The 21,714-nt window shown below is 71.1% G+C and carries 14 protein-coding genes; all 14 read left to right on the top strand.

Annotated features, from left to right (window positions below; genetic code table 11):
* Positions 1 to 100: 100 nt before the first annotated feature.
* The 14 genes from ABMQ42_RS17505 to tuf all read left to right on the top strand — a co-directional run bounded on the left by ABMQ42_RS17505 (position 101) and on the right by tuf (position 21,648).
* Positions 101 to 1,072 carry an ABC transporter gene (locus tag ABMQ42_RS17505; RefSeq protein ID WP_349724291.1) on the top strand — a complete coding sequence of 324 codons (972 nt, stop codon included), beginning with the start codon at positions 101 to 103 and terminating at the stop codon, positions 1,070 to 1,072.
* Between the two features lie 4 nt (positions 1,073 to 1,076).
* Positions 1,077 to 1,574 (top strand): DUF6121 family protein, encoded by a 498-nt coding sequence (locus ABMQ42_RS17500; RefSeq protein WP_349724290.1) that lies wholly within the window; start codon positions 1,077 to 1,079, stop codon positions 1,572 to 1,574.
* A gap of 26 nt (positions 1,575 to 1,600) precedes the next feature.
* A complete protein-coding gene (locus tag ABMQ42_RS17495; RefSeq protein WP_349724289.1) occupies positions 1,601 to 2,245 on the top strand; it encodes a spermidine/putrescine ABC transporter substrate-binding protein in 645 nt (214 codons plus the stop codon).
* Between the two features lie 131 nt (positions 2,246 to 2,376).
* Positions 2,377 to 3,507: a serine/threonine-protein kinase gene (locus tag ABMQ42_RS17490; protein ID WP_349724288.1), complete on the top strand. Its 1,131-nt coding sequence runs from the start codon at positions 2,377 to 2,379 to the stop codon at positions 3,505 to 3,507.
* A 1-nt stretch (position 3,508) separates the two neighbouring features.
* A complete protein-coding gene (locus tag ABMQ42_RS17485) occupies positions 3,509 to 9,739 on the top strand; it encodes an Ig-like domain-containing protein (RefSeq protein ID WP_349724287.1) in 6,231 nt (2,076 codons plus the stop codon).
* Between the two features lie 48 nt (positions 9,740 to 9,787).
* Positions 9,788 to 10,753 carry an AAA family ATPase gene (locus ABMQ42_RS17480; RefSeq protein WP_349724286.1) on the top strand — a complete coding sequence of 322 codons (966 nt, stop codon included), beginning with the start codon at positions 9,788 to 9,790 and terminating at the stop codon, positions 10,751 to 10,753.
* Positions 10,750 to 12,180 (top strand): DUF58 domain-containing protein, encoded by a 1,431-nt coding sequence (locus ABMQ42_RS17475; protein WP_349724285.1) that lies wholly within the window; start codon positions 10,750 to 10,752, stop codon positions 12,178 to 12,180. Before ABMQ42_RS17480 ends, ABMQ42_RS17475 begins: the two co-directional genes overlap by 4 nt.
* Positions 12,177 to 14,624 (top strand): transglutaminase-like domain-containing protein, encoded by a 2,448-nt coding sequence (locus ABMQ42_RS17470; RefSeq protein WP_349724284.1) that lies wholly within the window; start codon positions 12,177 to 12,179, stop codon positions 14,622 to 14,624. The genes ABMQ42_RS17475 and ABMQ42_RS17470 overlap by 4 nt, the downstream gene beginning before the upstream one ends.
* Positions 14,621 to 16,270 (top strand): DUF5684 domain-containing protein, encoded by a 1,650-nt coding sequence (locus ABMQ42_RS17465; RefSeq protein WP_349724283.1) that lies wholly within the window; start codon positions 14,621 to 14,623, stop codon positions 16,268 to 16,270. Before ABMQ42_RS17470 ends, ABMQ42_RS17465 begins: the two co-directional genes overlap by 4 nt.
* Positions 16,267 to 16,974 carry a hypothetical protein gene (locus tag ABMQ42_RS17460; RefSeq protein WP_349724282.1) on the top strand — a complete coding sequence of 236 codons (708 nt, stop codon included), beginning with the start codon at positions 16,267 to 16,269 and terminating at the stop codon, positions 16,972 to 16,974. Before ABMQ42_RS17465 ends, ABMQ42_RS17460 begins: the two co-directional genes overlap by 4 nt.
* Positions 16,975 to 17,219: 245 nt before the next feature.
* Positions 17,220 to 17,588: a 30S ribosomal protein S12 gene (rpsL, locus tag ABMQ42_RS17455; RefSeq protein WP_275278760.1), complete on the top strand. Its 369-nt coding sequence runs from the start codon at positions 17,220 to 17,222 to the stop codon at positions 17,586 to 17,588.
* A 5-nt stretch (positions 17,589 to 17,593) separates the two neighbouring features.
* Positions 17,594 to 18,064 carry a 30S ribosomal protein S7 gene (gene rpsG, locus ABMQ42_RS17450; protein WP_029145645.1) on the top strand — a complete coding sequence of 157 codons (471 nt, stop codon included), beginning with the start codon at positions 17,594 to 17,596 and terminating at the stop codon, positions 18,062 to 18,064.
* A 114-nt stretch (positions 18,065 to 18,178) separates the two neighbouring features.
* Complete coding sequence (gene fusA, locus ABMQ42_RS17445; protein ID WP_349724281.1) at positions 18,179 to 20,293, top strand: elongation factor G; 2,115 nt, start codon at positions 18,179 to 18,181, stop codon at positions 20,291 to 20,293.
* Between the two features lie 164 nt (positions 20,294 to 20,457).
* The gene (tuf, locus tag ABMQ42_RS17440) at positions 20,458 to 21,648 is read left to right on the top strand and encodes an elongation factor Tu (protein WP_349724280.1); all 1,191 of its coding nucleotides are present in this window, start codon (positions 20,458 to 20,460) and stop codon (positions 21,646 to 21,648) included.
* Positions 21,649 to 21,714: the final 66 nt, after the last annotated feature.

The raw sequence follows: 21,714 nt of genomic DNA, 5'->3' as shown, positions 1-21,714 counted from the left end.
CGCCTCGTCCGACACGCGTCGGCATGCCTCCCTGATCCCCGCGGAGCCCGGCGGTACCCTCGCTGAGAAGGGGACCGTCCCCGTGTGAGGAGTCCTGCTGATGAGTGACCCCCAGGAGCCCGTCGGCGAGCCGGTCGAGGAGTCGACGTCGGTCGACGACGTGGTGGGCCGCGCGCACGAGGGCCTTGCCGAGGCCGAGGCCGCCGGTCGCGACGCGACCGATGAGGCCGCAGCCGCGGCATCCGCTCCGCCTGCCGATGAGCCGGCCGTCGCGACGTCCGTCGAGGCCGACGCGCCGGTTGCGGCGGAGCCGACCGAAGAGGCCGACGAGCCGGTGTTCTCCACGCCCGCTCTCAACGACATGCACGGCACCTACGGTGAGAACGTCGACACCGCCGCCACCGAGCAGTACCAGGCCTCGCGCGAGGCCGTCGAGACCGAGGCGTACCCGGCCGGAGCCGCCGCGGGCGCTGCCGCCGCGGCATCCGTCGCCGAACCGGTCGCCCCGCAGCCGATCTTCGTGCAGGCGCCCGAAGAGCCGCGTCCGCGCGGCAACCGCGGCGCCGCCGGCGGCATCGGCCTGGTCGCCGCCGTCTGCTTCGCCGCCCTGTACCTCGCCTCGGGCCTGGTCATCGGCCTGGTGAACGGCGACATCACCACCGGCGGCCTGACCGACTGGCTCGTGGACGCACTGTCGTCGTGGGGCCTGTGGGTGCCCACCGTGGTGTTCTTCGTCGCGTTCTGGCTGCTGGGCGCAATCATCAACCGCGGGCGCTGGGGCGCCTGGGTCATCATCGGCCTGCTCGTGGGCGTCGCCGCCTGGGGCGGGCATCTGCTGGGGCAGCTGTTCGAGGCCCCGTTCTGGAACGTCACCGCGTCGCAGGGCGCCGACATCGTCGACCAGCAGCTGTTCGCGCCGCTGGCGATCGCCGCGTTCATCATCGGGCGCGAGCTGACGATCTGGTTCGGCGCCTGGGCGGCCGCGCGCGGCAAGCGCATGACCGCGCTGAACGTCGAGGCGCGTCGCGAGTACGAGCGCACGCTCGAGGCGGGCCCGCAGCTGGCACGCTGATCCCATGACGAATGCACCGGGCGGACCGGGTCCTGTCGAAGGCGGACCGGTCCGCCCGGTCGTCGCATGGGCGTTCGCGACGGTGCTGTTCGTGGCGCTCATGGTGGCGGGCCTCGGGCTGGTGAGCCTGGCGACCGGGCGCGACGTGATCCCGGTGCCCGACTTCGGCGAGCTGGTGGGCACCGTCGCCGCGATCCTCGCGGCGGTCGCGTTCGCGGCGGTGCTGTGGATGCTGCTGCGCCGGCCCCGCCCGTCGCTGTGGGGTGCCGTCGGCACGGGGCTGACCGCGTTCCTCGTGTACCTGGCGACCGTGTGGATCGGTGGGGCGGTGCACACGAGCGACATCGTGCTCGCGGCATCCGTCGCCGGAGGGCTCGTCACCGGCGGCTTCGCCCTCGTGGTGGCGGGCGCCGGTCTGGTGGCCGGCTGGGGCGGGATCCTGCTCGTGCGCGCCCGCGGCGGACGCCCGCGCTGGCCGTGGGAGAGTCACGACGAGCCGTGAGCGCCCTCGCGCGTTACGGTGGAGGCGTGGAGCGCTCCCTGGAAACCCAGGTCAGCCAGGCAGTCGACGCCTGGCTGCGGTGGCTGCCGCGCTGGGAGCCGGCCACGCACCGCGGGCGGGTCGCCGTCTGCCGTCGCTGCTTCGGTTCTCCGGTGCTGTCGGCGGCGGGTCTGGGCGCCGACGTGCCCCACGGCGTGCAGCACGGGCTGTCGACCCGTATCAAGACGATCGTGGACCACGCGGTGGCCGACTACACCTCGCGCAACCTGCCGATGCTGCAGGCCGAGCTCGACCAGCAGGCCGAGCGCAACAGGTCCCGCAGCTACCGGCCCGGCGAGGGGCTCGACCCCGAGTTCGAGGGCATGCCGCTGGATCCCGACCCGCAGCCGGGCGCACCCTTCCTCTTCACGCTCGCGGGCATGGCCGACGAGGCCGACGCCGAGGTGCCGGCGCTGCCGCCGCTCAGCGACGAGGCCAAGGCCGCGCTGCGCCAGGAGGTCGGCCTCGCCGACGAGTACGCGAACATGGTCGGGCGCGAGGTGTGCTCGATCCTGCTGGGGCACAGGCTGCGCATCCAGACCGCCATCGGCGAGTACGTGGAGCCGCAGGTCGCGGCGCTCCTCGAAGAGCTGACCCGGTCGCTGGACGCGCCCTTCGACCCGACCGACTGACCGCCCGTCACCGAAGCTCGGCGCGGGGATCCAGCGCGATTTGCTACGATGACCGGGCCCGACCGCTGTCCGCTCACCACGCCGACGGCGCATCACCCTGTGCACAGACCCGGCTACGAGGAGCGACCGCTATGCCCAAGCGTCTGCCCTCCGAGCCCCCGGTCCTGCCCGGCCTCACCTACGTGCGCCCGCTCGGTTCGGGCGGGTTCGCCGACGTGTTCCTCTATGCGCAGGACATGCCGCGTCGCCAGGTGGCGGTGAAGGTGCTGCCGTCGGGCATCCACGACGCCGAGCTGCTGCGCATGTTCAATGCCGAGGCCGACATCCTCGCGCACCTGTCGGCGCATCCGTCGATCGTCACCGTCTACCAGGCGGGGATCTCGGCCGACGGCCGCCCCTATATCGTCATGGAGTACTGCCCGGGCTCGCTCGCGCAGCGCTATCGGCTCGAGCGGCTGCCGCTCGACGAGGTGCTGACGATCGGCGTCAAGATGGCCGGTGCCGTCGAGACCGCGCACCGCGCCGGTCTCGTGCACCGTGACATCAAGCCCAGCAACATCCTCATCACGACCTTCGGCTCTCCCGTGCTCGCCGACTTCGGCATCTCGTCGTCGCTCGCGCCGACCGGCGGCGGCGAGGTGTTCGCGATGAGCGTGCCGTGGAGCGCCCCCGAGGTCATCGCCGAGCAGACCGCGGGCACCGTCTCCAGCGAGGTGTGGGGCCTGGGCGCGACCGTCTACTCGCTGTTGGCCGGGCACAGCCCGTTCGAGCGGCCGGAGGCGGGCCAGAACTCTCGCGATCAGCTGCGCCGCCGCATCCAGCGCGCGTCGTTCCCGACGATGCGACGCCCCGACGTGCCCGCGCAGGTGCTCGAGGTGCTGCAGGTCGCGATGGCGCGCGACCCTCAGGACCGCTACCCCTCGGCGCTCGCCTTCGCGCAGGCGCTGCGCGACGTGCAGCACGCCCTGGGGTTCCCTCCCTCGCCGCTCGAGGTCGCCGTGGACGAGTGGGTCCCCGGCGACACGACCGTCGATGTGCGGGATGCCGCGGCCCGCGGCCCGCTCATCTCGTCGGTGCCGCACGCGTCGCGGCGCCATGCTCCCGCTGCCGCCCCGCTGACCGCGCGCGATGAGGACACCGACATCTCGGCGCCCGCCGTGCACACCTCCCGGCGCGTGTGGCCGTGGATCGTGACGGGTGCCGTCGTCGTGCTCGCCGTCGCGCTCGTGGTGTGGGCCGTCGCCTCCGGGGGAGTGGCCTGACATGAAGCGCGGCTCGCTGATCGCAACGGTCGTCGCAGTGGCGGCGGTCGCGGCATCCGTCATCACCGTCAGCGCGGTCTGGCCCGGTCTCGACTCCCGTTCCACACCGCCCGAGCAGACGTCGGTGTGGGCCCTGCAGACCGGCGAGGGCCGTCGGTACGCGCGGGTGAACACGGCGATCGGCGAGCTCGACACGGTGCGCAGCGTCGCCAACCCCTCGGCGGTCGCACAGACCGGCGACGGGGCGTACCTCTTCTCGGAGAGCTACGGCAAGGTCACGCGCATCGACGAGGCGCTGCCCGACGATCTCGACGACGAGGCGCTGCGCGAGTCGCCGTCCACCCCGCCCGGCACCGTGCAGGCCGCCGTCACCGGCGACTACGTGGCGTACCGCACCGACTCGGGCGCGGTGTACGCGGGGCGCATGGGCGACACCTCGCCCGGCCAGCTGAACCCCGACGGCGCCGATCCCGACGCGCCGCAGTTCACCGCGCAGGCCATCGCGGTCGACGACGCTGGCGTCGTGTACGCGTTCTCGCAGAAGGACGCGGTGGTCGTTCGCTATCGCATCTCCGACGGCGAGGTGCTGGGCCGCGATGCGGTGCCGAACGCGCCCAGCGGCTCGGCGCTGGGGCTCACCGCCGCCGGCGGCACGTGGTTCCTCGTCGACGAGGACGCGAACAAACTCTGGCGGCGCGGCGCCGAGGCCCCGGTCTCGCTCGCGCTCGTCGGCGACATCGCCTACAGCCGTGCGCAGTCGTCAGGTGACGCCGCGTGGATCGCCGACGACACCGGCCTCGTGAAGCTGCCGGTCGACGGCGCCGACCCGGAGCGCGTCGTCGGCGGCTCCGGATCGACGCGTGACCTGGGCACCCCGGCGCGCCCGGTCGTCGACGACGGCGTCGTCTTCGCCGCGTGGGTGGGGACGGACACAGGGACGCTCTGGCGCAGCGACGACGGCGAGCATGCCCTCGACTTCGGCGACAAGACGCTCGGCGACGATCGGCGCCCGGTGTTCACCGGTAGCGGCACCGCGCTGATCCTCAACGAGACGCGCAGCGGCTGGGTGTGGAACGCGCGCACGGCGGCGCTGCTGCCTTCCAGCCAGGACTGGTCGCTCGACGACACCTCGGCGCCCGAGACCGCGCCCAGCGACGAGGAGGCGCAGGTCGTCATCGACCCGAAGCCGCCCGTGGCCGAGGCCGACGCGTTCGGTGTGCGGGCGGGCAGCCTCGTCACCCTGCCGGTCATGCTCAACGACCACGATCCGAACGAGGACGTGCTCACGATCGACGCCGGCAGCATCACCGGGCTCGACGAGAGCTTCGGCACCCTCTCGGTCACCGACAACGGCCAGCGTCTGGCGGTGCAGGTGTCACCCGATGCGCACGGCTCGGCATCCTTCCGTTACCGCGTCACCGACGGCACCGCGAAGGACGGGCTCTACTCCGAGCCGGCGACCGTCACCCTGACGGTCAAGGACAGCAGCGACAACTCCGCACCCAAGTGGTGCGGAACGGCCGACTGCCTCGCGACGTGGCCGTCGCCGCAGGTCGCCCCCGGCGGCACGGTGACCGTGCCCGTGCTCGACGGCTGGGTCGACCCCGACGGCGACCCGCTCATGCTGCTGGGCGTCACGGATCCGTCCGGGACCGGGGCCGCGGCATCCACCCCCGACGGCGACGTCGTCTACCAGCACTCCGATCCCTCGGTGACCGAGGCGCAGATCGTCCAGCTGAAGGTGACCGTCAGCGACGTCCGCGGGGCGACGACGACCCGCGACCTCACCGTGCGGATCACGCCCACACCGAAGCTCGAAGCGGAATCGTTCGCCGTCACCGAGACGCAGGGCGGCGGCATCACCGTCGATGTGGGACCGCATGTGCAGGGCACGCAGGGGCGCCTCTCGCTCTCGAGCGTGCGCGTGCTCGACGACGCGTCGGCCGAGGCCGTGGCGACCGCGGGCGGCACGAGCTTCGACATGAGCACGAAGGGGCCCGGGATCTACCGGGTCTCGTACACGGTCACCGACGGCGACAGCGAGGCGTCGGCGACCGCGCGCATCACCGTGCTGCCCGACGACGCGCCGGCGCAGCTGGCCACCTCGCCCGTGGTGGCGTTCGTGCGTCCGCAGCAGGATGTCACCCTCGACGTCTTCAGTGCCGTCAGCAACCCCACCGGGCGCGTGCTGCTGCTCAGCGACATCGAACCGCACGCCACCGACGGGGCGACGATGTCGGTGGATGCCGTCGGCCAGAACTACCTGCGCATCTCGGGCTCGACCGCCGACGGGTCGCCGGGCCAGCTGGGGACGATCACCTACACCGTCTCGGACGGGACGAACGACGCGGGCGCCCGCATCACGGGCGAGGCGACCGTGTATCTGCTGTCGGCCTCCGCAGACCTCGCCCCGATCGCCGTCGATGACACGGTCGTGGCCCGTGCGGGCGCGCAGGTCGACATCCCGGTGCTCGACAACGACGTGTCGGCCTCGGGCGGGGCCATGACGCTGAACCCGGCATCCGTCCGCTCGTCGACCAAGAGCGCGCTGGCCTTCGCCTCGGGGCGCATGCTCCGCTACCTGGCGCCCAGCACGCCCGGCGACTACCGCGTCGAGTACTCGGTGTTCGCGGCCGGATCGCCGACGCTGGCCGACACCGCCGTGGTCCGGATCAAGGTGATCTCCGATGAGGCGAACCGTGCGCCGCGGCCCCGCACGCTCACCGGTCGTGTGCTCACCGGGCAGTCGACGACGATCCCGTTCCGGTCGTACGGCGTCGACCCCGACGGCGACGACGTGAGCCTCGACCGCATCCTGACCCAGCCGGCGAGCGGATCGGCCACGATCTCGGCCGACGGCGAGTCGATCGAGTACGCGAGCGTGCCGGGCTTCCACGGCCAGGTCTCGTTCACATACCGGGTGGTGGATGCCGCGGGTGCGACGGGCACCGCGACGGTGCGCGTCGGCGTGCTCGACGAGCAGGCGAACCCGAGCCCGGTCACCTTCACCGACTACGTGCAGCTGCAGGTGGGCGAGAGCAACACCGTGCGGGTGGACCCGCTCGCCAATGACGTCGATCCCACCGGCGGCGCCCTCGCGCTCAGCGATGTGCGTCCCGACGCGGTCGAGAAGCTCGCCGACGGCAGCGACAACCCCGAGTTCGCGCGCCTGGAGGGACTCATCGGCAAGATCACCGATGACCAGGTCGTCATCAGCGCCGGTGCGTCGCCGGGCACGATGTCGTTCCTGTACGACGTGACCAGCAGCACCGGCAACACGGCCCGCGGTCTCATCGTGGTCAAGGTCGTGCGCGGCGCGGTGCCCGACTATCCCGTCATCTCCGACACGGTGCTCACCGCGGTGACCCGCGAGCAGTTCACCTCGGGCGTCGACGTGGTGGCCGGCAAGGTGAGCTGGACGGGCGGCGAGGTCGGCGACCTCACGCTGAGCCTGTGGGGCGAACCCGAGGGCGTCTCGGTCTCGGGGACGAAGCTCTCCGGACCGCTGCCCGACCACACCCGCATCATCCCGTTCGAGCTCTCGGGCACGTCGACGGCCGGACAGAAGGTGACGTCGTACGGCTTCCTGCGCATCCCGGGTGCCGATGACCTGACGCTCGCGCTGAAGCCCGACCTGACCGCGCAGCAGGTCACCGAGGGCGACTCGGTCACCTTCGACATGGCGAAGCTCGTGAGCCTGCCCACCGGCGCGGTGCTCGAGGTGGGCGACAAGATCGCGGCGACGAAGGCGCGCGAGAAGGCCGTGTGCGCGTCGGCCGGCGGCACGAAGGTGCGCTACGACGCCGGACTCGGCGCACCCTGGACCGACGCCTGCGTCGTGCCCGTGCGCATGAGCGGGCAGAAGGAGTGGACGTACCTGTCGGTGCCGATCTCGGTGACCGCGCTCGATCCCGTCCCGGTGCTCGAGTCGGCGTCGCTCACGGTCAGCCCGGGCGCGACCGTCACCTATGACCTCAAGAAGCTCACGACCTGGCAGGGCCGCGAGGACTGGGACGACATCGTCTACACGATCGACTACCAGGGGCACGATTTCACCGTGACGCACGAGGGGACCACCGTCACCATCGTCGGGGCCGACGCCGCCGCGCCGGGCGATGAGGAGGTCGCCGTGGTCGGCGTCTCCAGCCATCCGGGTGTGTCGCCGTCTCGGCTCATCCTGCGGGTCGGGGCGGTGCCGAGCACGCTGCCCAAGGCCGGGACCGTCTCGCAGAAGTGCTCGCAGGCCGACGGCTCGAGCTGCACCGTCGAGGTGATCGGCGCGGCCGGCGAGGTCAACCCGCTGCCGGGAACGCCTCTCCAGCTCGTCGACGTGCGCAGCGGCGGCACGTGCAGCGGCGTGACCTTCGCGGTGGCGGATGCCTCGCACGTGCGCGCCTCGTGGGCAGACGACACCGTCGGTCAGACGTGCACCGCCGTGTTCTCGGTGCGCGACGCGCAGGGGCGCGCCACCGCGGGCGATCGCGACGGGCAGCTTCTCCTCGATCTGCACGGCTACCCGAAGGCCCCGGCCGCGGTCGTGCAGTCGGGCTACGCCGACGGCACGGTGACCCTGCGGGTCGACGCGGGCGCGGCCAGCCAGGCCTATCCCGAGCTCACCGGATTCGTCATCCGCTACAAGGGCGATGTCGTCGCCCGGTGCTCGGTCGACGGCGTGTGCCCGACCATCGACGCTCCCAACGGCGAGGCGCGCACGTACGAGGCCAAGGCGGTCAACGCGGTGGGCGAGTCGGCGGGTTCGGTCAGCACGACCGCCTGGGCATACGACGCACCGCCCACGCCGAAGTCGGTGACGGCGACGCCGGTCGTGACCGCGAACGGCGAGGGCGGAGTCGTCAAGGTCACCATCGACGGCATCGACACGGGCAAGACCGCGAAGCTGCGGATCACCAGCGACGGCGGCGAGTCGGTCGACGTCGACGTGCCGCGTCACGGCACGTCGGTGACGATCCCCACGTACCGGATCGGCAGCAACGAATCCACGCCGCTCACGGTCACGCCGATGTCGCCGTTCACGCTGCCGCCCGGCTTCGACGGGTCGACGACGGGCCAGGCCCGGACGATCCTCGCCAACGGCGTGGGCGCGCCGAAGAACCCGAGCCTCACGGTCTCATCCAAGGCGAAGGACGAGAGTACCGCCACCATCACCGCGAGCGGCTCGGCCAGTCCCAACGGCACCGGATCCACCGTCTTCTACGGCATCGTCCAAGACGGGCAGAGCTGCCAGGCGACGAGCACGGACGCCTCGGCGACCTTCGACGTGAACATCGGCCAGACCTACACCTATCGGCTGTGCGCCGAGTCGCGGGTCGACAACCAATCGTTCGGGCGTGTCGAGACCACTGCCCAGGTCGTCGCACGCCCCAACGATCGCGGCCCGCAGGGCTACACGTTCGTGGTCGACAGCAGCCCCGTGACGAACAACGGGCGGGCTGAGTGGAAGATCGACGACCAACCGACGACCGATGGTGACGCCCCGCCGCGATGGGCGACGCTGCGCTTCAGCAACTATCCGACCGATGTCTTCGACCGCGATCCCGGCATCGAGGTCTGGTACGACTACGGGATCGTCAACGGAGCGCGCAGCCTGGTCACACCCAGCAGCGGCAGCGCGCCGTATCAGGTGTGGGCAGACGTCAATGAGAATGCCTACGTGTGCACCGGCGGTTCCGCGCTGAGTCTTCAGGCCACGTCCTCCGACGGTTCGGCGACCATCACGGCGGCGAGCATCAAGTATCAGCTGACGACCGGTGGTTCGACGACGCTGTCACTCACAGACAAGGTGCCGGTGGGGGCGAAATCCGCAACGGGGACGGCCACGCTGCATTGGAGCAAGTGGGGCCTGAACGATGCGACGGTGTCGTTCACTCTCGGCAGCTGTGATCCCAACCTTCCGCAACTCGACACCCCGACGGATGTCGCTGTGGCGCAGTCGGGAGACGACGTCAAGATCACCTGGAGCGCTGTTTCGGACGCGACCGGCTACGACGTGCAGCGTGCGCCCGCCGACGGCGGCAGCTTCAGCAGCGTCGGCCAGACGAGTGCGACATCGCTGGTCGACAAGACCGTCGAGGCAGACACCTCGTATCGATACCGTGTGGTCGCGCTCAACGACAACGGCAAGGCGGTGTCGTCGAATCCGTCTGTCGCGGTGACATACACACCGCCGGCGCCCGACCCCGACCCGACCGAGACGACCGGCACCGGCGGCTGACCGGCCCGCAGCATCCATCCCTCCCAACCTCCCGACAGGAAGACACGAATGACGATCCCCCAGGAACAGGCCACGTGGTTCGCCGACACGTTCCGGCAGCTCGCCGAGAACGTCGAGCACGCCGTGCTCGGCAAGCGTCACGTCATCGAGCTGGTCCTGGTCGCGATGCTGAGCGACGGGCACGTGCTGCTCGAAGACGTGCCCGGCACCGGCAAGACCTCTCTGGCCCGCGCCCTGGGGCAGTCGGTGCAGGGGACGAACACCCGCATCCAGTTCACCCCCGATCTGCTGCCCGGCGACATCACGGGCATCACGGTGTACGACCAGAAGACGGGCGTGTTCGAGTTCCACGCCGGTCCGGTGTTCGCCAACATCGTGCTCGCCGATGAGATCAACCGTGCGAGCCCGAAGACGCAGGCGGCTCTGCTCGAGGTGATGGAGGAGGGCAGGGTCACCATCGACGGTGTCACCCGCCCGGTCGGCGTGCCGTTCCTCGTGCTGGCGACGCAGAACCCGGTCGAGCAGGCCGGCACCTACCGGCTGCCCGAGGCGCAGCTCGACCGCTTCATGATGAAGACGTCGCTCGGCTACCCCGACCACGCGGCGACCGTGCGCATCCTCGACGGCGCGGCCGTGCCGACCTCGAAGCTCGACCCGGTCATCACCCCGCAGGCCCTCGTCGGCATGGCCGACCTCGCGCGCGAGGTGTACGCCAACGCACTCGTGCTCGACTACATCGCCCGCATCGTGGACGCGACCCGCACGGCCGAGCAGGTGCGGCTGGGCGTCAGCATCCGCGGCGCCCTGGCGCTCACCCGTGCCACGCGCACCCGCGCGATCTCGCAGGGGCGCACGTACGCAACGCCCGACGACGTGAAGGCGCTCGCCGGCCCGGTGCTCTCGCACCGCCTCATCGTGCACCCCGAGGCCGAGTTCGACGGCGTGACCGCCGAGGCGGTCATCGGGCAGATCCTCCTGGATGTTCCGCCGCCCACCCAACGCGAGGGCGCATGAGCTCTCGCCAGACCACCCGTGCCGCGTACACGGCCTTCCCCGAAGGGACGACGACGACCTTCGGCGGGATGACCGCGGGCGAGGGCACGACGACGCGGCGCACGAAGGTCACCGACCGGCGGCGCGGCGGTCTCGTGCGCGCGATCGTCGCCGCGCTGACGGCGGCACGTGCGGCGCAGACCGGCACGACGACGGCCGTGGGCTGGCTCGCCCGCACCGTCACGCCCGCCGGCTGGCTCGTGGTGGCTCTGGCGACGGTGGGGCTCACCCTCGGGTGGATGTTCGGTTGGGTCGAGGCGCTGGTGGCCGGCTTCGCCTCCCTCGCCCTGCTGGTGATGAGCGTGCCGTTCCTGTTCGGCGCGCGTGGGTACGACGTGGCGGTGCACCTGCCGCACGAGCGCGTGGTCGCCGGCGACCCGCTCGACGGGCAGATCGCGATCCGCAACATCGGCGGGCGCACGACGCTCCCCGGCCGCGTCGACCTCCCGGTCGGGCAGGGCCTCGTCGAGCTCGGCGTGCCGCTGCTGCGCCCGGGCCACGAGACCGAGCAGCCGGTCTCGATCCCGGCGATGCGCCGCGGTGTGATCACCGTCGGCCCGCCGACCGCCGTCCGCACCGATCCGGTCGGTCTGCTGCGCCACGAGCACGAGTGGGACGAGCGCCACGAGATCTACGTGCACCCGCGCACGGCCGTCGTGCCAGGGACGAGCGCCGGCATGATCCGCGACCTCGAGGGCAACCCGTCTCGGCGCATCGTCGACGCGGACATGTCGTTCCACGCGATCCGCGAATACGTGCCCGGCGACGCGCGACGTCAGATCCACTGGAAGTCGACGGCGAAGACCGGGCGGCTCATGGTCCGCCAGTTCGAGGAGACCCGACGGTCCCGGCTGGCCGTGATCCTCAGCCTGGCCGAGTCGGAGTACGCCACCGACGATGAGTTCGAGCTCGCCGTGAGCGCTGCGGCCTCGCTGGGCGTCCAGGCCGTGCGCGACGGCCGTGACATCGACGTGGTCACCGGATCGGCGATCCCCAAGATGGTGCGCGGCCGGATGCGGTCGATCGAGGTGCTGCAGGCGGGCACGCCGCGCGGGCTGCTCGACGGCTTCTCGCGGCTGAACGCGCTGGAGAGCACGATGCCGTTGCCCGAGGTGTGCCGACTGGCGGTCGAGGCCTCCGACACGCTCTCGCTCGCCTTCGTCGTCTGCGGCTCGCAGACCACCCCGCGGATGCTGCGGCAGGCGGCCCTCGCCTTCTCGTCGGCGACCGCGGTCGTCGGCGTCGTGTGCGACGAGAAGGCGCACCCGCGCACGCAGCCGCTGGGCGGCCTGACCGTGATGACCGTCGGCCTGCTCGACGACCTGCCCGGCCTCATGATCCGTGGAACGCAGACGTCCCTGATGACCGGAGCGGGGGCGACCGGATGATCCGCCGCACCGATGCGCAGGCGCGAGGCTTCGCGGCGCTGCGCACCCCCCACGTCGCAACCGGCACCGTCTACGCGGTCGCGATGGCCGCCGTCGCGGCGCTCGCCGCCTGGCCGGTCTACGGCGATGCGCGGTTCCTGCTCGTCGCGGGCATCGGCGTCGTGGTCGCGCTGCTGATCTCGGCGGCGGCGACCGTGTGGCGCTGGGCCGGCTGGCTGACGACGGTCGTGGCGGTGGCGGCGGTCGCCGTCGTCGGACTCGTCCTCGCTGTGCCGCCGGCCACGCTCGCTGCGCTGCCCGACTCCCTGCGCGACCTGCTGACCGGTGCCGTCACCGGCTGGAAGGACCTCATCACCGTCGACCTGCCGGTGGGCACGTACCGCAACCTGCTCGTTCCGGCCGTCATCGTCTTCCTCGCCGGCACGCTCGGCACCCTGCGCCTGGCGTGGCGACCGCGGCCGCACGGGGCGTTCGCCGCGGTCGTGGCGCTCGGCATGTCGGCGTTCGGGCTGCTGTTCGGCCGCACGGTGACGAGCGACCCGCTCACGCTCGGCCCGCTCACGGTCGGGGCGCCGCGCGAGCTCGGCTGCGGCATCCTGGCCCTCGTCATCTCCCTCGTCTGGCTGGCCTGGCGGGCCGCCGCGGCGCGTCAGGCCGCGCTGATGCGCGCGGCGCAGAGCAGCGGCGTGCGCCTGTCGCGCCGCCGCCGCGCCGCCGACGTGCGCCGTACGGCGCTGGCCGCGGGCATGGTCGTGGTCGCCGTCGCGGCCGGCGCCGTGGTGACGCCGGCGATCGCCGACGTGCGTGCGCGCGATGTGCTGCGCAGCGGCATCGGCCCGAGCCAGGCCATCAGCGAGGCGATCAGCCCGCTCACCGACTACCGCACGAACTTCACCGACGCCGACGTCGACGCACCGCTGTTCACGGTCAGCGCTGTCGACGGCCCGCTGCCCGACCGCATCCGGCTCGCGACCCTCACGTCCTACGACGGCGCCGAGTACCGCGTGTCGGCCGCCGCCTCCGGCGCGAGCTTCGTGCGCGTGCCGTCGCGGCGCAGCGCTCCGGCGGGAACCGAGTCGACCGTCCGGGTGACGGTGAACGGCCTGCGGGGAATCTGGCTGCCGACGTTCGGCGCCCTCGAACAGGTGCGTTTCACGGGGAAGGATGCCGCCTCCGCCGCCGATGCGTTCTACTACGACGCTGCGGGCGAGGCGGGCGTCGTGACCGGAGGCGCCGCCGAGGGGCTGACGTACACGCTCACGGCGACGTCGTCGTCGACCCCCGATCTGGCGACGGCTCAGGCGCCGGGGGCGACGCCCGAGGTGGCGATCCCCGACAGCGTGAAGTCGTGGATCGAGAAGCAGGACGCCGGCTCCGGCGGCGCGGGCCTCGCCTCGCTGGTGCAGGCGCTGCGCGAGCGCGGGTATCTCAGCCACGCGCTCTCGGTCCCCGAGGACGGCGCGAAGTGGATGCGGCTGCTCGGCGACGGCTACGTCTTCCAGCCGAGCACGGCGGGACATTCCCTGGCCCGCGTCGACGCGATGTTCCGCGACCTGCTGGCGCGCCAGGCCGACGACTCGAGCGGCTCGCTCGTGGCCGCGACCGGCGATGACGAGCAGTTCGCGGTGGCCGTGGCGCTCGTGGCCGAGCAGCTGGGCTTCCCCGCCCGTGTGGTCGTGGGGGCGCGCCTGTCGGCGGCCGGCGAAGACCTCGCCGTCTGCGACGACGGGGTGTGCACGGGCGGCGACGTGACGGCCTGGACGGAGGTGCGGGATGCCGGCGGCCAGTGGATCCCCATCGATGTCACGCCGCAGCACACCGAGGGCGCCGACATGGTGGTGACGAAGCTGCGTGACCCGGAGAACGCGACCGAGGTCCGCTCGCAGAACGCCGAAGAGGTCGACCCGCCCGACCCCACGAAGCAGGAGTCGAACGATGCACCGCACCGCACCGACGACCCCGCCGACCTGAGCGGGCTGTGGGCCGTGCTGCGGATCGGCGGCATCGCGCTCGCAGGTGCCCTGGTGCTGTTCGGGCCGTTCGCGGCGATCCTGGCGGCCAAGGCCGCACGCCGTCGCAGCCGCCGCCGTGACCGCTCGCCGCGCGCACGGGTCGTCGGCGGGTGGGACGAGTACCTCGACGCCGCCGTCGACCACGGGCGCCCGCTGCCGCCGGCCGCGACGCGCACCGAGGTCGCCGCCGGGCACGAGTCGCCGGCCGCGGCGACACTCGCCGTCGAGGCGGACCGCGCGGTGTTCTCGGACGCCGCGCTCACCGACGAGGAGTCGTCGCGCTTCTGGGCCATCGTCGACGACGAGCGCCGACGCATGGCGGCATCGTTGCCGCTATGGCGACGGATGCTCGCGGCCGTATCTTTGAAATCGTTCACACGGGGAACCGAGAGGAGGGGGCGCGGCCGCACGGCGGCGTCCGCTGACGAATGACGCACATCGACATCTCCACGCTCATCGCGGTGTCGCTCACATCGCTGGTACCCGTCATCGCGGTCTACCTGTGGATCGGTCTCGCCCTGCAGACCGTCTTCGCCAAGGCGGGCGAAGAGGGCTGGAAGGGCTGGGTGCCGTTCCTGAACACGGCGATCCTGCTCGAGCTCGGCGGCTTCGCCTGGTGGTGGGTCCTGCTGCTGATCATCCCGGGCGGTTCGCTCGTGGTGTACGTCGTGCTGATCATCGCCTGCCATCGCATCGGCACGCGCTTCGGCTACGGCGCCGGGATGACGGTGCTCGCCGCGCTGCTGTTCCCGGTGTGGGCGTCGATCATGGCATGGGGGCGCAACCGCTGGGTCTCGGCCCGCGAGGCCGCCCCGCGCGCCGCGGGCGTCCAGCGCACCGAGGCCGACCCGTGGCACGCGCCGATGCCGACGGGAGTCCGTCCCGCACCGCCGGTGCCGCCGCGGCCGGCCGCGGCTTCCGCTGCTCCCGCGTGGGCGCCCGCTGCCGCCCTTGCGTCGACACCGGCGCCCGCGTCGACGCCGGTCGCCGCACCCGCCCCTGTCGCTGCAGCGCCGGGATACGCGGCGCCGGGATATGCGGCGCCGCAGCACGAGACGCCCGGACACGCGGCGCCCGGACACGCGGCACCGGAATACGCCGCGCCCGCGTATACAGCCCCGGCTCCGACGTCGGTGCCCGCCGCGGCGGCCGCACCCCTGGCATCCGCCCCCGCCGTCTCCGACCCGACGGTGTCGTCGGCGTTCGGCGAGGCACCGCGTCCGGCCGCCGCCCGGGCTGTGCCGGACGACGACACCTTCGCTGCGTTCGCGCCGCCGTCGGCGCCCGCGCCCGCCGGTGACGACGACGACCTCGACGAGCCGGTCGACGTCGTGCGCCCGGCGCCCGTGGCCGGGCCCTTCACCGGAACGGTGCAGATCATCCCCGCCGCCACCGACGACGCTCAGGTCGGACCGCGCCGTGCGGCATCGCCCGTCGACGACGCCGAGCCGGCGGACGAGGCCCACGCCGAGGCGCCGATCCGCGAGGTGCCGGAGTGGCCCGCCCCCGCTCCCGACGCGAACCCCTGGGCGCCGCCCGCGCCAAGCGCGCCGGCTCAGGTGCGTCCGTTCGACCCGACCGCGTTCTCCGACACCTCCGGCGAGGTCTCCGCCGTCGCCGGTGCGCCGTCGCTGGGCGTGCCGATGTCGGCGCGCTCGTCGGTGTCCGCCCTGCGGCAGGCGCCCGAGCTGCCCGATTCGGAAGACGCCTTCGACGAGACGATCATCGCCTCGCGCAAGCGCACGCCGTGGATGCTGGTGCCTCCGCTCGGCGCGCCCATCCCGATCGTGCAGGACGTGATCATCGTCGGGCGCCGCCCGGTGAGCGACCCCGACTTCCCGCAGGCGCAGCTGGTGTCGATCGTCGATGAGACGCGCACGGTGTCGAAGACGCACGCGCGCCTCGAACTCAAGGACGACACCCTCTGGGCGATCACCGACCTCGACTCGACCAACGGCGTCGTCATCATCGACGAGGACGGCACCGAGATCGACGTCGAGCCGCACCGCCCGCTGCCCGTGCTCGGACGCTTCCTGCTCGGCGACGCCGAGCTGGCGATGGAGCGCGACGAGCTGTGACCTTCGTGCCGGACGACGACGAGCTCGGCGACACGCGCATCTCGCGTCGCCGTGCCGTCGCTCCGGGGGTGCCGGCGGCGCCGCAGCCCGCGGCGGATGCCGTGCCCGCGCTGCCCGATGATCTCGACGACACGGTGGTCTCACCGAGGCGGGTGCAGGCGGGGAGGGATGCCGCGGCCGACGTCGCAGCCGCGGACCCCGACGACCGCACCGTGCATGTGGACCGCGGGGCACCCCTTGCCGAACCGGATCCGGCGGCCGAACCGGAGGACGACGACAGCACCGTGCGCGTCCCGCGGCGCCGCACGGCGGAGCCGCTTCACGACCACACCCTGACGGTGCGCCGTCGTTCCACCGCCGACGACGCGCCGCCCGCCGACGAGCTCGACGACACCCTCGTCTCGGCCCGGGCCGCACGGGCCGCGGACCGCAGCATCCCGCACGCGGTGATCCCGCCGCGCGAGCGCGCCGCCGCCGACGGCGCGCCGACCCGTGCGATCTACCGTCCCCGCGCGGCCGAGCCGGTGCGGGTGGAGCGCACGCCGCCGCCGCCGCAGGCGCCGCAGGCGTACGTCGACACGGCCGCGCAGCAGCACGTCGCGCGCTCGTCGCGAACGCGCACGGCACTGCTTGTCGGCATCGCCGTGGTGGCGGTCGCCGCGGTCGGCGTCGGGGTGCTGATCGCCCTGCTGAGTGCGGGCTGAGCGCCGTTTGACCCGTTCGCCCGATGACGCGTATCATTGAGGCAGTGTGCGCTCATGCGCCCCTCTCGCTGTGCCTCGGCACCGGGTGGGGGAGTGCAGGTCCGCACTGATCCGGGACCGGCCTGTGAACAGGCCACCCCCACGGCATATCCACCACGAACAGCACGGCACCATCCTGTCGCGCCGGTGGATCTGTGGTGAAACCACGACGCTGTCACCGTGCAGCACAACACAGAAGGAAGAACGTGCCAACCATTCAGCAGTTGGTTCGCAAGGGGCGTTCGCCGAAGGTCTCCAAGACCAAGGCTCCCGCCCTGAAGTCGAACCCGCAGCAGGCAGGCGTGTGCACCCGCGTGTACACCACCACCCCGAAGAAGCCGAACTCGGCGATGCGCAAGGTCGCCCGTGTGAAGCTGCGCAACGGGACCGAGGTCACGGCGTACATCCCGGGTGAGGGCCACAACCTGCAGGAGCACTCGCTCGTGCTCATCCGCGGCGGTCGTGTGAAGGACCTCCCCGGTGTGCGTTACAAGATCGTCCGCGGTGCCCTGGACACCCAGGCCGTCAAGAACCGTAAGCAGGGTCGTTCCCACTACGGCGCGAAGAAGGGTTGAGTTAGATGCCTCGTAAGGGTCCGGCCCCCAAGCGCCCCGTCGTCAACGACCCGGTCTACGGCGCGCCCGTCGTGTCGCAGCTGGTCAACAAGATCCTCGTGGACGGCAAGAAGTCCCTCGCCGAGTCGATCGTCTACGGCGCCCTGCAGGGTGTTGAGGCGAAGAGCGGTCAGGACGCCGTCGCCACGCTGAAGAAGGCGCTCGACAACGTGCGCCCCACGCTCGAGGTCAAGAGCCGCCGCGTCGGCGGTTCGACCTATCAGGTGCCGGTCGAGGTCAAGCCTCACCGCGCCAACACGCTCGCCCTCCGCTGGCTGGTCAGCTACGCGAAGGGCCGTCGCGAGAAGACGATGACCGAGCGCCTCCAGAACGAGATCCTGGATGCCTCGAACGGCCTCGGTGCCGCGGTCAAGCGCCGCGAAGACACCCACAAGATGGCCGAGTCGAACCGCGCGTTCGCACACTACCGCTGGTAACAACCAACAACCCCCGGTCGTTGAGCGAGGCCCACAGGGCCGAGTCGGAACGCGTTCCGGCTCGCGGCTGATGCCGCTCGCTCAACGACCGAGTAAAGACAAGGAAGACATCCCGTGGCACAAGACGTGCTCACCGACCTCAAGAAGGTCCGCAACATCGGCATCATGGCGCACATCGATGCCGGCAAGACGACGACGACCGAGCGCATCCTCTTCTACACGGGCGTCAACCACAAGATCGGCGAGACGCACGACGGCGCATCGACGACCGACTGGATGGAGCAGGAGCAGGAGCGCGGCATCACCATCACCTCCGCCGCGGTGACCTGCTTCTGGAACGGCACCCAGGTCAACATCATCGACACGCCCGGCCACGTCGACTTCACCGTCGAGGTGGAGCGCTCGCTGCGCGTGCTCGACGGCGCCGTCGCCGTCTTCGACGGCAAGGAGGGCGTCGAGCCCCAGTCCGAGACCGTCTGGCGTCAGGCCGACAAGTATGACGTGCCCCGCATCTGCTTCGTCAACAAGATGGACAAGATGGGCGCCGACTTCTACTTCACGGTCGACACCATCGTCAACCGCCTGAAGGCCAAGCCGCTCGTGCTGCAGCTGCCGATCGGTGCCGAGGCCGACTTCGTCGGCGTCGTCGACCTCATCGAGATGCGCGCGCTGGTGTGGCCCGGCGACGCCAAGGGCGACGTGACCATGGGCGCCAAGTACGAGGTGCAGGAGATCCCCGCCGACCTCGTCGAGAAGGCCCAGGAGTACCGCGAGAAGCTGCTCGAGACCGTCGCCGAGTCCGACGAGGCGCTGCTCGAGAAGTACTTCGGCGGCGAAGAGCTGACGGTCGCCGAGATCAAGGGCGCCATCCGCAAGCTCACGGTCGGCGGCGAGCTGTACCCGGTGCTCTGCGGCTCGGCGTTCAAGAACCGCGGCGTGCAGCCGATGCTCGACGCGGTCGTGGACTACCTGCCCTCGCCCGAGGACGTGCCCGCCATCGAGGCGCACGACCCCAAGGACGAAGAGAAGATCATCGAGCGCCACCCGAGCCGCGACGAGCCGTTCGCCGCGCTGGCGTTCAAGATCGCCGTGCACCCGTTCTTCGGCCGTCTCACCTACGTGCGCGTCTACTCGGGTCACGTCGACTCCGGCGCCCAGGTCGTCAACGCGACCAAGGGCAAGAAGGAGCGCATCGGCAAGATCTTCCAGATGCACGCCAACAAGGAGAACCCGGTCGACGCGGTCACCGCGGGCCACATCTACGCCGTGATCGGCCTGAAGGACACCACCACCGGTGACACCCTGGCCGACCCGAGCGCGCCCGTCGTGCTCGAGTCGATGACGTTCCCCGAGCCGGTCATCGAGGTCGCCATCGAGCCGAAGACCAAGGCCGACCAGGAGAAGCTGGGTGTCGCCATCCAGAAGCTGGCCGAAGAGGACCCGACGTTCCGCGTCGAGCAGAACTCCGAGACCGGCCAGACGACCATCAAGGGCATGGGCGAGCTGCACCTCGACATCCTCGTGGACCGCATGAAGCGCGAGTTCAAGGTCGAGGCGAACGTCGGCAAGCCGCAGGTGGCGTACCGCGAGACGATCCGCAAGGCCGTCGAGCGTCACGACTACACGCACAAGAAGCAGACCGGTGGTTCGGGTCAGTTCGCGAAGATCCAGTTCGCGCTCGAGCCCCTCGAGGTCACGGCCGAGAAGACGTACGAGTTCGAGAACAAGGTCACCGGTGGCCGCATCCCGCGCGAGTACATCGAGCCCACCAACCAGGGCTTCCAGGACGCCATGCAGGTCGGCGTGCTGGCCGGTTACCCGATGGTCGGGGTCAAGGCGACCCTGATCGACGGTGCCTCGCACGACGTCGACTCGTCGGAGATGGCGTTCAAGATCGCCGGTTCGATGGGCTTCAAGGAGGCCGTCCGCAAGGCGAACCCGGTCATCCTCGAGCCGCTCATGGCCGTCGAGGTGCGTACGCCCGAGGAGTACATGGGCGACGTCATCGGCGACCTGAACAGCCGTCGTGGACAGATCCAGGCGATGGAGGACGCGCAGGGCGTGAAGGTCGTCCGCGCGCTCGTCCCGCTGTCGGAGATGTTCGGCTACATCGGCGACCTCCGGTCGAAGACCAGTGGTCGCGCCGTCTACTCGATGGAGTTCGACAGCTACGCCGAGGTTCCTCGCGCCGTGGCCGACGAGATCATCCAGAAGACCAAGGGCGAGTGATCGTCCGGATGCCGCGGGCCGGCGTTCGGGCCGCGGCATCCACCCTTCACAACTTCACATCAAAGAACCAGAACCGTCTCTACTAGACTGAGAGACATCCCCGTAGCGAGCCGGTCGCAATCCAGTGCCCGGAATCTCTACACGACCGTCCTGAGGAGGACCCAGTGGCTAAGGCCAAGTTCGAGCGGACCAAGCCGCACGTGAACATCGGAACGATCGGTCACGTCGACCACGGCAAGACCACGCTGTCTGCCGCGATCTCCAAGGTGCTCGCCGACAAGTACCCGTCGGATGTCAACGTCGTCCGCGACTTCTCGTCGATCGACTCCGCTCCTGAGGAGCGCCAGCGCGGCATCACGATCAACATCTCGCACATCGAGTACGAGACCCCCAAGCGTCACTACGCTCACGTGGACGCCCCGGGCCACGCCGACTACGTCAAGAACATGATCACCGGTGCCGCTCAGATGGACGGCGCGATCCTCGTGGTCGCCGCCACCGACGGCCCGATGGCTCAGACCCGTGAGCACGTTCTGCTCGCCAAGCAGGTCGGCGTGCCGTACCTGCTCGTCGCGCTGAACAAGTCCGACGCGGTCGACGACGAGGAGATCCTGGAGCTCGTCGAGCTCGAGGTCCGCGAGCTGCTCGCCAGCCAGGGCTTCGCTGAGGACGCCCCCGTTGTTCGCGTCTCGGCGCTGAAGGCGCTCGAGGGCGACGAGAAGTGGACGCAGTCGATCCTCGACCTCATGGAGGCCGTCGACGAGTCCATCCCCGACCCGGTGCGCGACAAGGACAAGCCGTTCCTCATGCCGATCGAGGACGTCTTCACGATCACCGGTCGTGGCACCGTCGTCACCGGCCGTGCCGAGCGCGGCACCCTGGCCATCAACTCCGAGGTCGAGATCGTGGGTCTGCGCCCGACGCAGAAGACGACCGTCACCGGTATCGAGATGTTCCACAAGCAGCTCGACGAGGCCTGGGCCGGCGAGAACTGTGGTCTGCTCCTGCGCGGCACCAAGCGTGACGACGTCGAGCGCGGCCAGGTCGTCGCCAAGCCGGGTTCGGTGACCCCGCACACCAACTTCGAGGGCACGGCGTACATCCTGTCCAAGGACGAGGGTGGCCGTCACAACCCCTTCTACACGAACTACCGTCCGCAGTTCTACTTCCGCACCACGGACGTCACCGGCGTCATCACGCTGCCCGAGGGCACCGAGATGGTCATGCCCGGTGACACCACCGACATGGCCGTCGAGCTCATCCAGCCGATCGCCATGGAAGAGGGCCTCGGCTTCGCGATCCGTGAGGGTGGCCGCACCGTCGGCGCCGGCACGGTGACCAAGATCAGCAAGTGAGCCACTAGCTCCACTGCGGAGAGGGTCGGGTCCTTCGGGACCCGGCCCTTTTCGTGTTTCCGTGAT

Origin of the sequence: Microbacterium sp. KR10-403 (genome assembly GCF_040196215.1) — a bacterium.
Classification (GTDB): domain Bacteria; phylum Actinomycetota; class Actinomycetes; order Actinomycetales; family Microbacteriaceae; genus Microbacterium.
Note: the sequence above shows the minus strand (reverse complement) of the source record. Positions and strands in the feature narration are given on the sequence as shown.

Excerpts from the sequence above, each read along its gene's own strand:
- ABMQ42_RS17500 (WP_349724290.1), top strand. The coding sequence starts at position 1,077 with ATGACGAATGCACCGGGCGGACCGGGTCCTGTCGAAGGCGGACCGGTC.
- ABMQ42_RS17505 (WP_349724291.1), top strand. The coding sequence starts at position 101 with ATGAGTGACCCCCAGGAGCCCGTCGGCGAGCCGGTCGAGGAGTCGACG.
- ABMQ42_RS17465 (WP_349724283.1), top strand. The coding sequence starts at position 14,621 with ATGACGCACATCGACATCTCCACGCTCATCGCGGTGTCGCTCACATCG.
- ABMQ42_RS17490 (WP_349724288.1), top strand. The coding sequence starts at position 2,377 with ATGCCCAAGCGTCTGCCCTCCGAGCCCCCGGTCCTGCCCGGCCTCACC.
- rpsG (WP_029145645.1), top strand. The coding sequence starts at position 17,594 with ATGCCTCGTAAGGGTCCGGCCCCCAAGCGCCCCGTCGTCAACGACCCG.
- ABMQ42_RS17485 (WP_349724287.1), top strand. The coding sequence starts at position 3,509 with ATGAAGCGCGGCTCGCTGATCGCAACGGTCGTCGCAGTGGCGGCGGTC.
- ABMQ42_RS17475 (WP_349724285.1), top strand. The coding sequence starts at position 10,750 with ATGAGCTCTCGCCAGACCACCCGTGCCGCGTACACGGCCTTCCCCGAA.
- ABMQ42_RS17470 (WP_349724284.1), top strand. The coding sequence starts at position 12,177 with ATGATCCGCCGCACCGATGCGCAGGCGCGAGGCTTCGCGGCGCTGCGC.
- ABMQ42_RS17480 (WP_349724286.1), top strand. The coding sequence starts at position 9,788 with ATGACGATCCCCCAGGAACAGGCCACGTGGTTCGCCGACACGTTCCGG.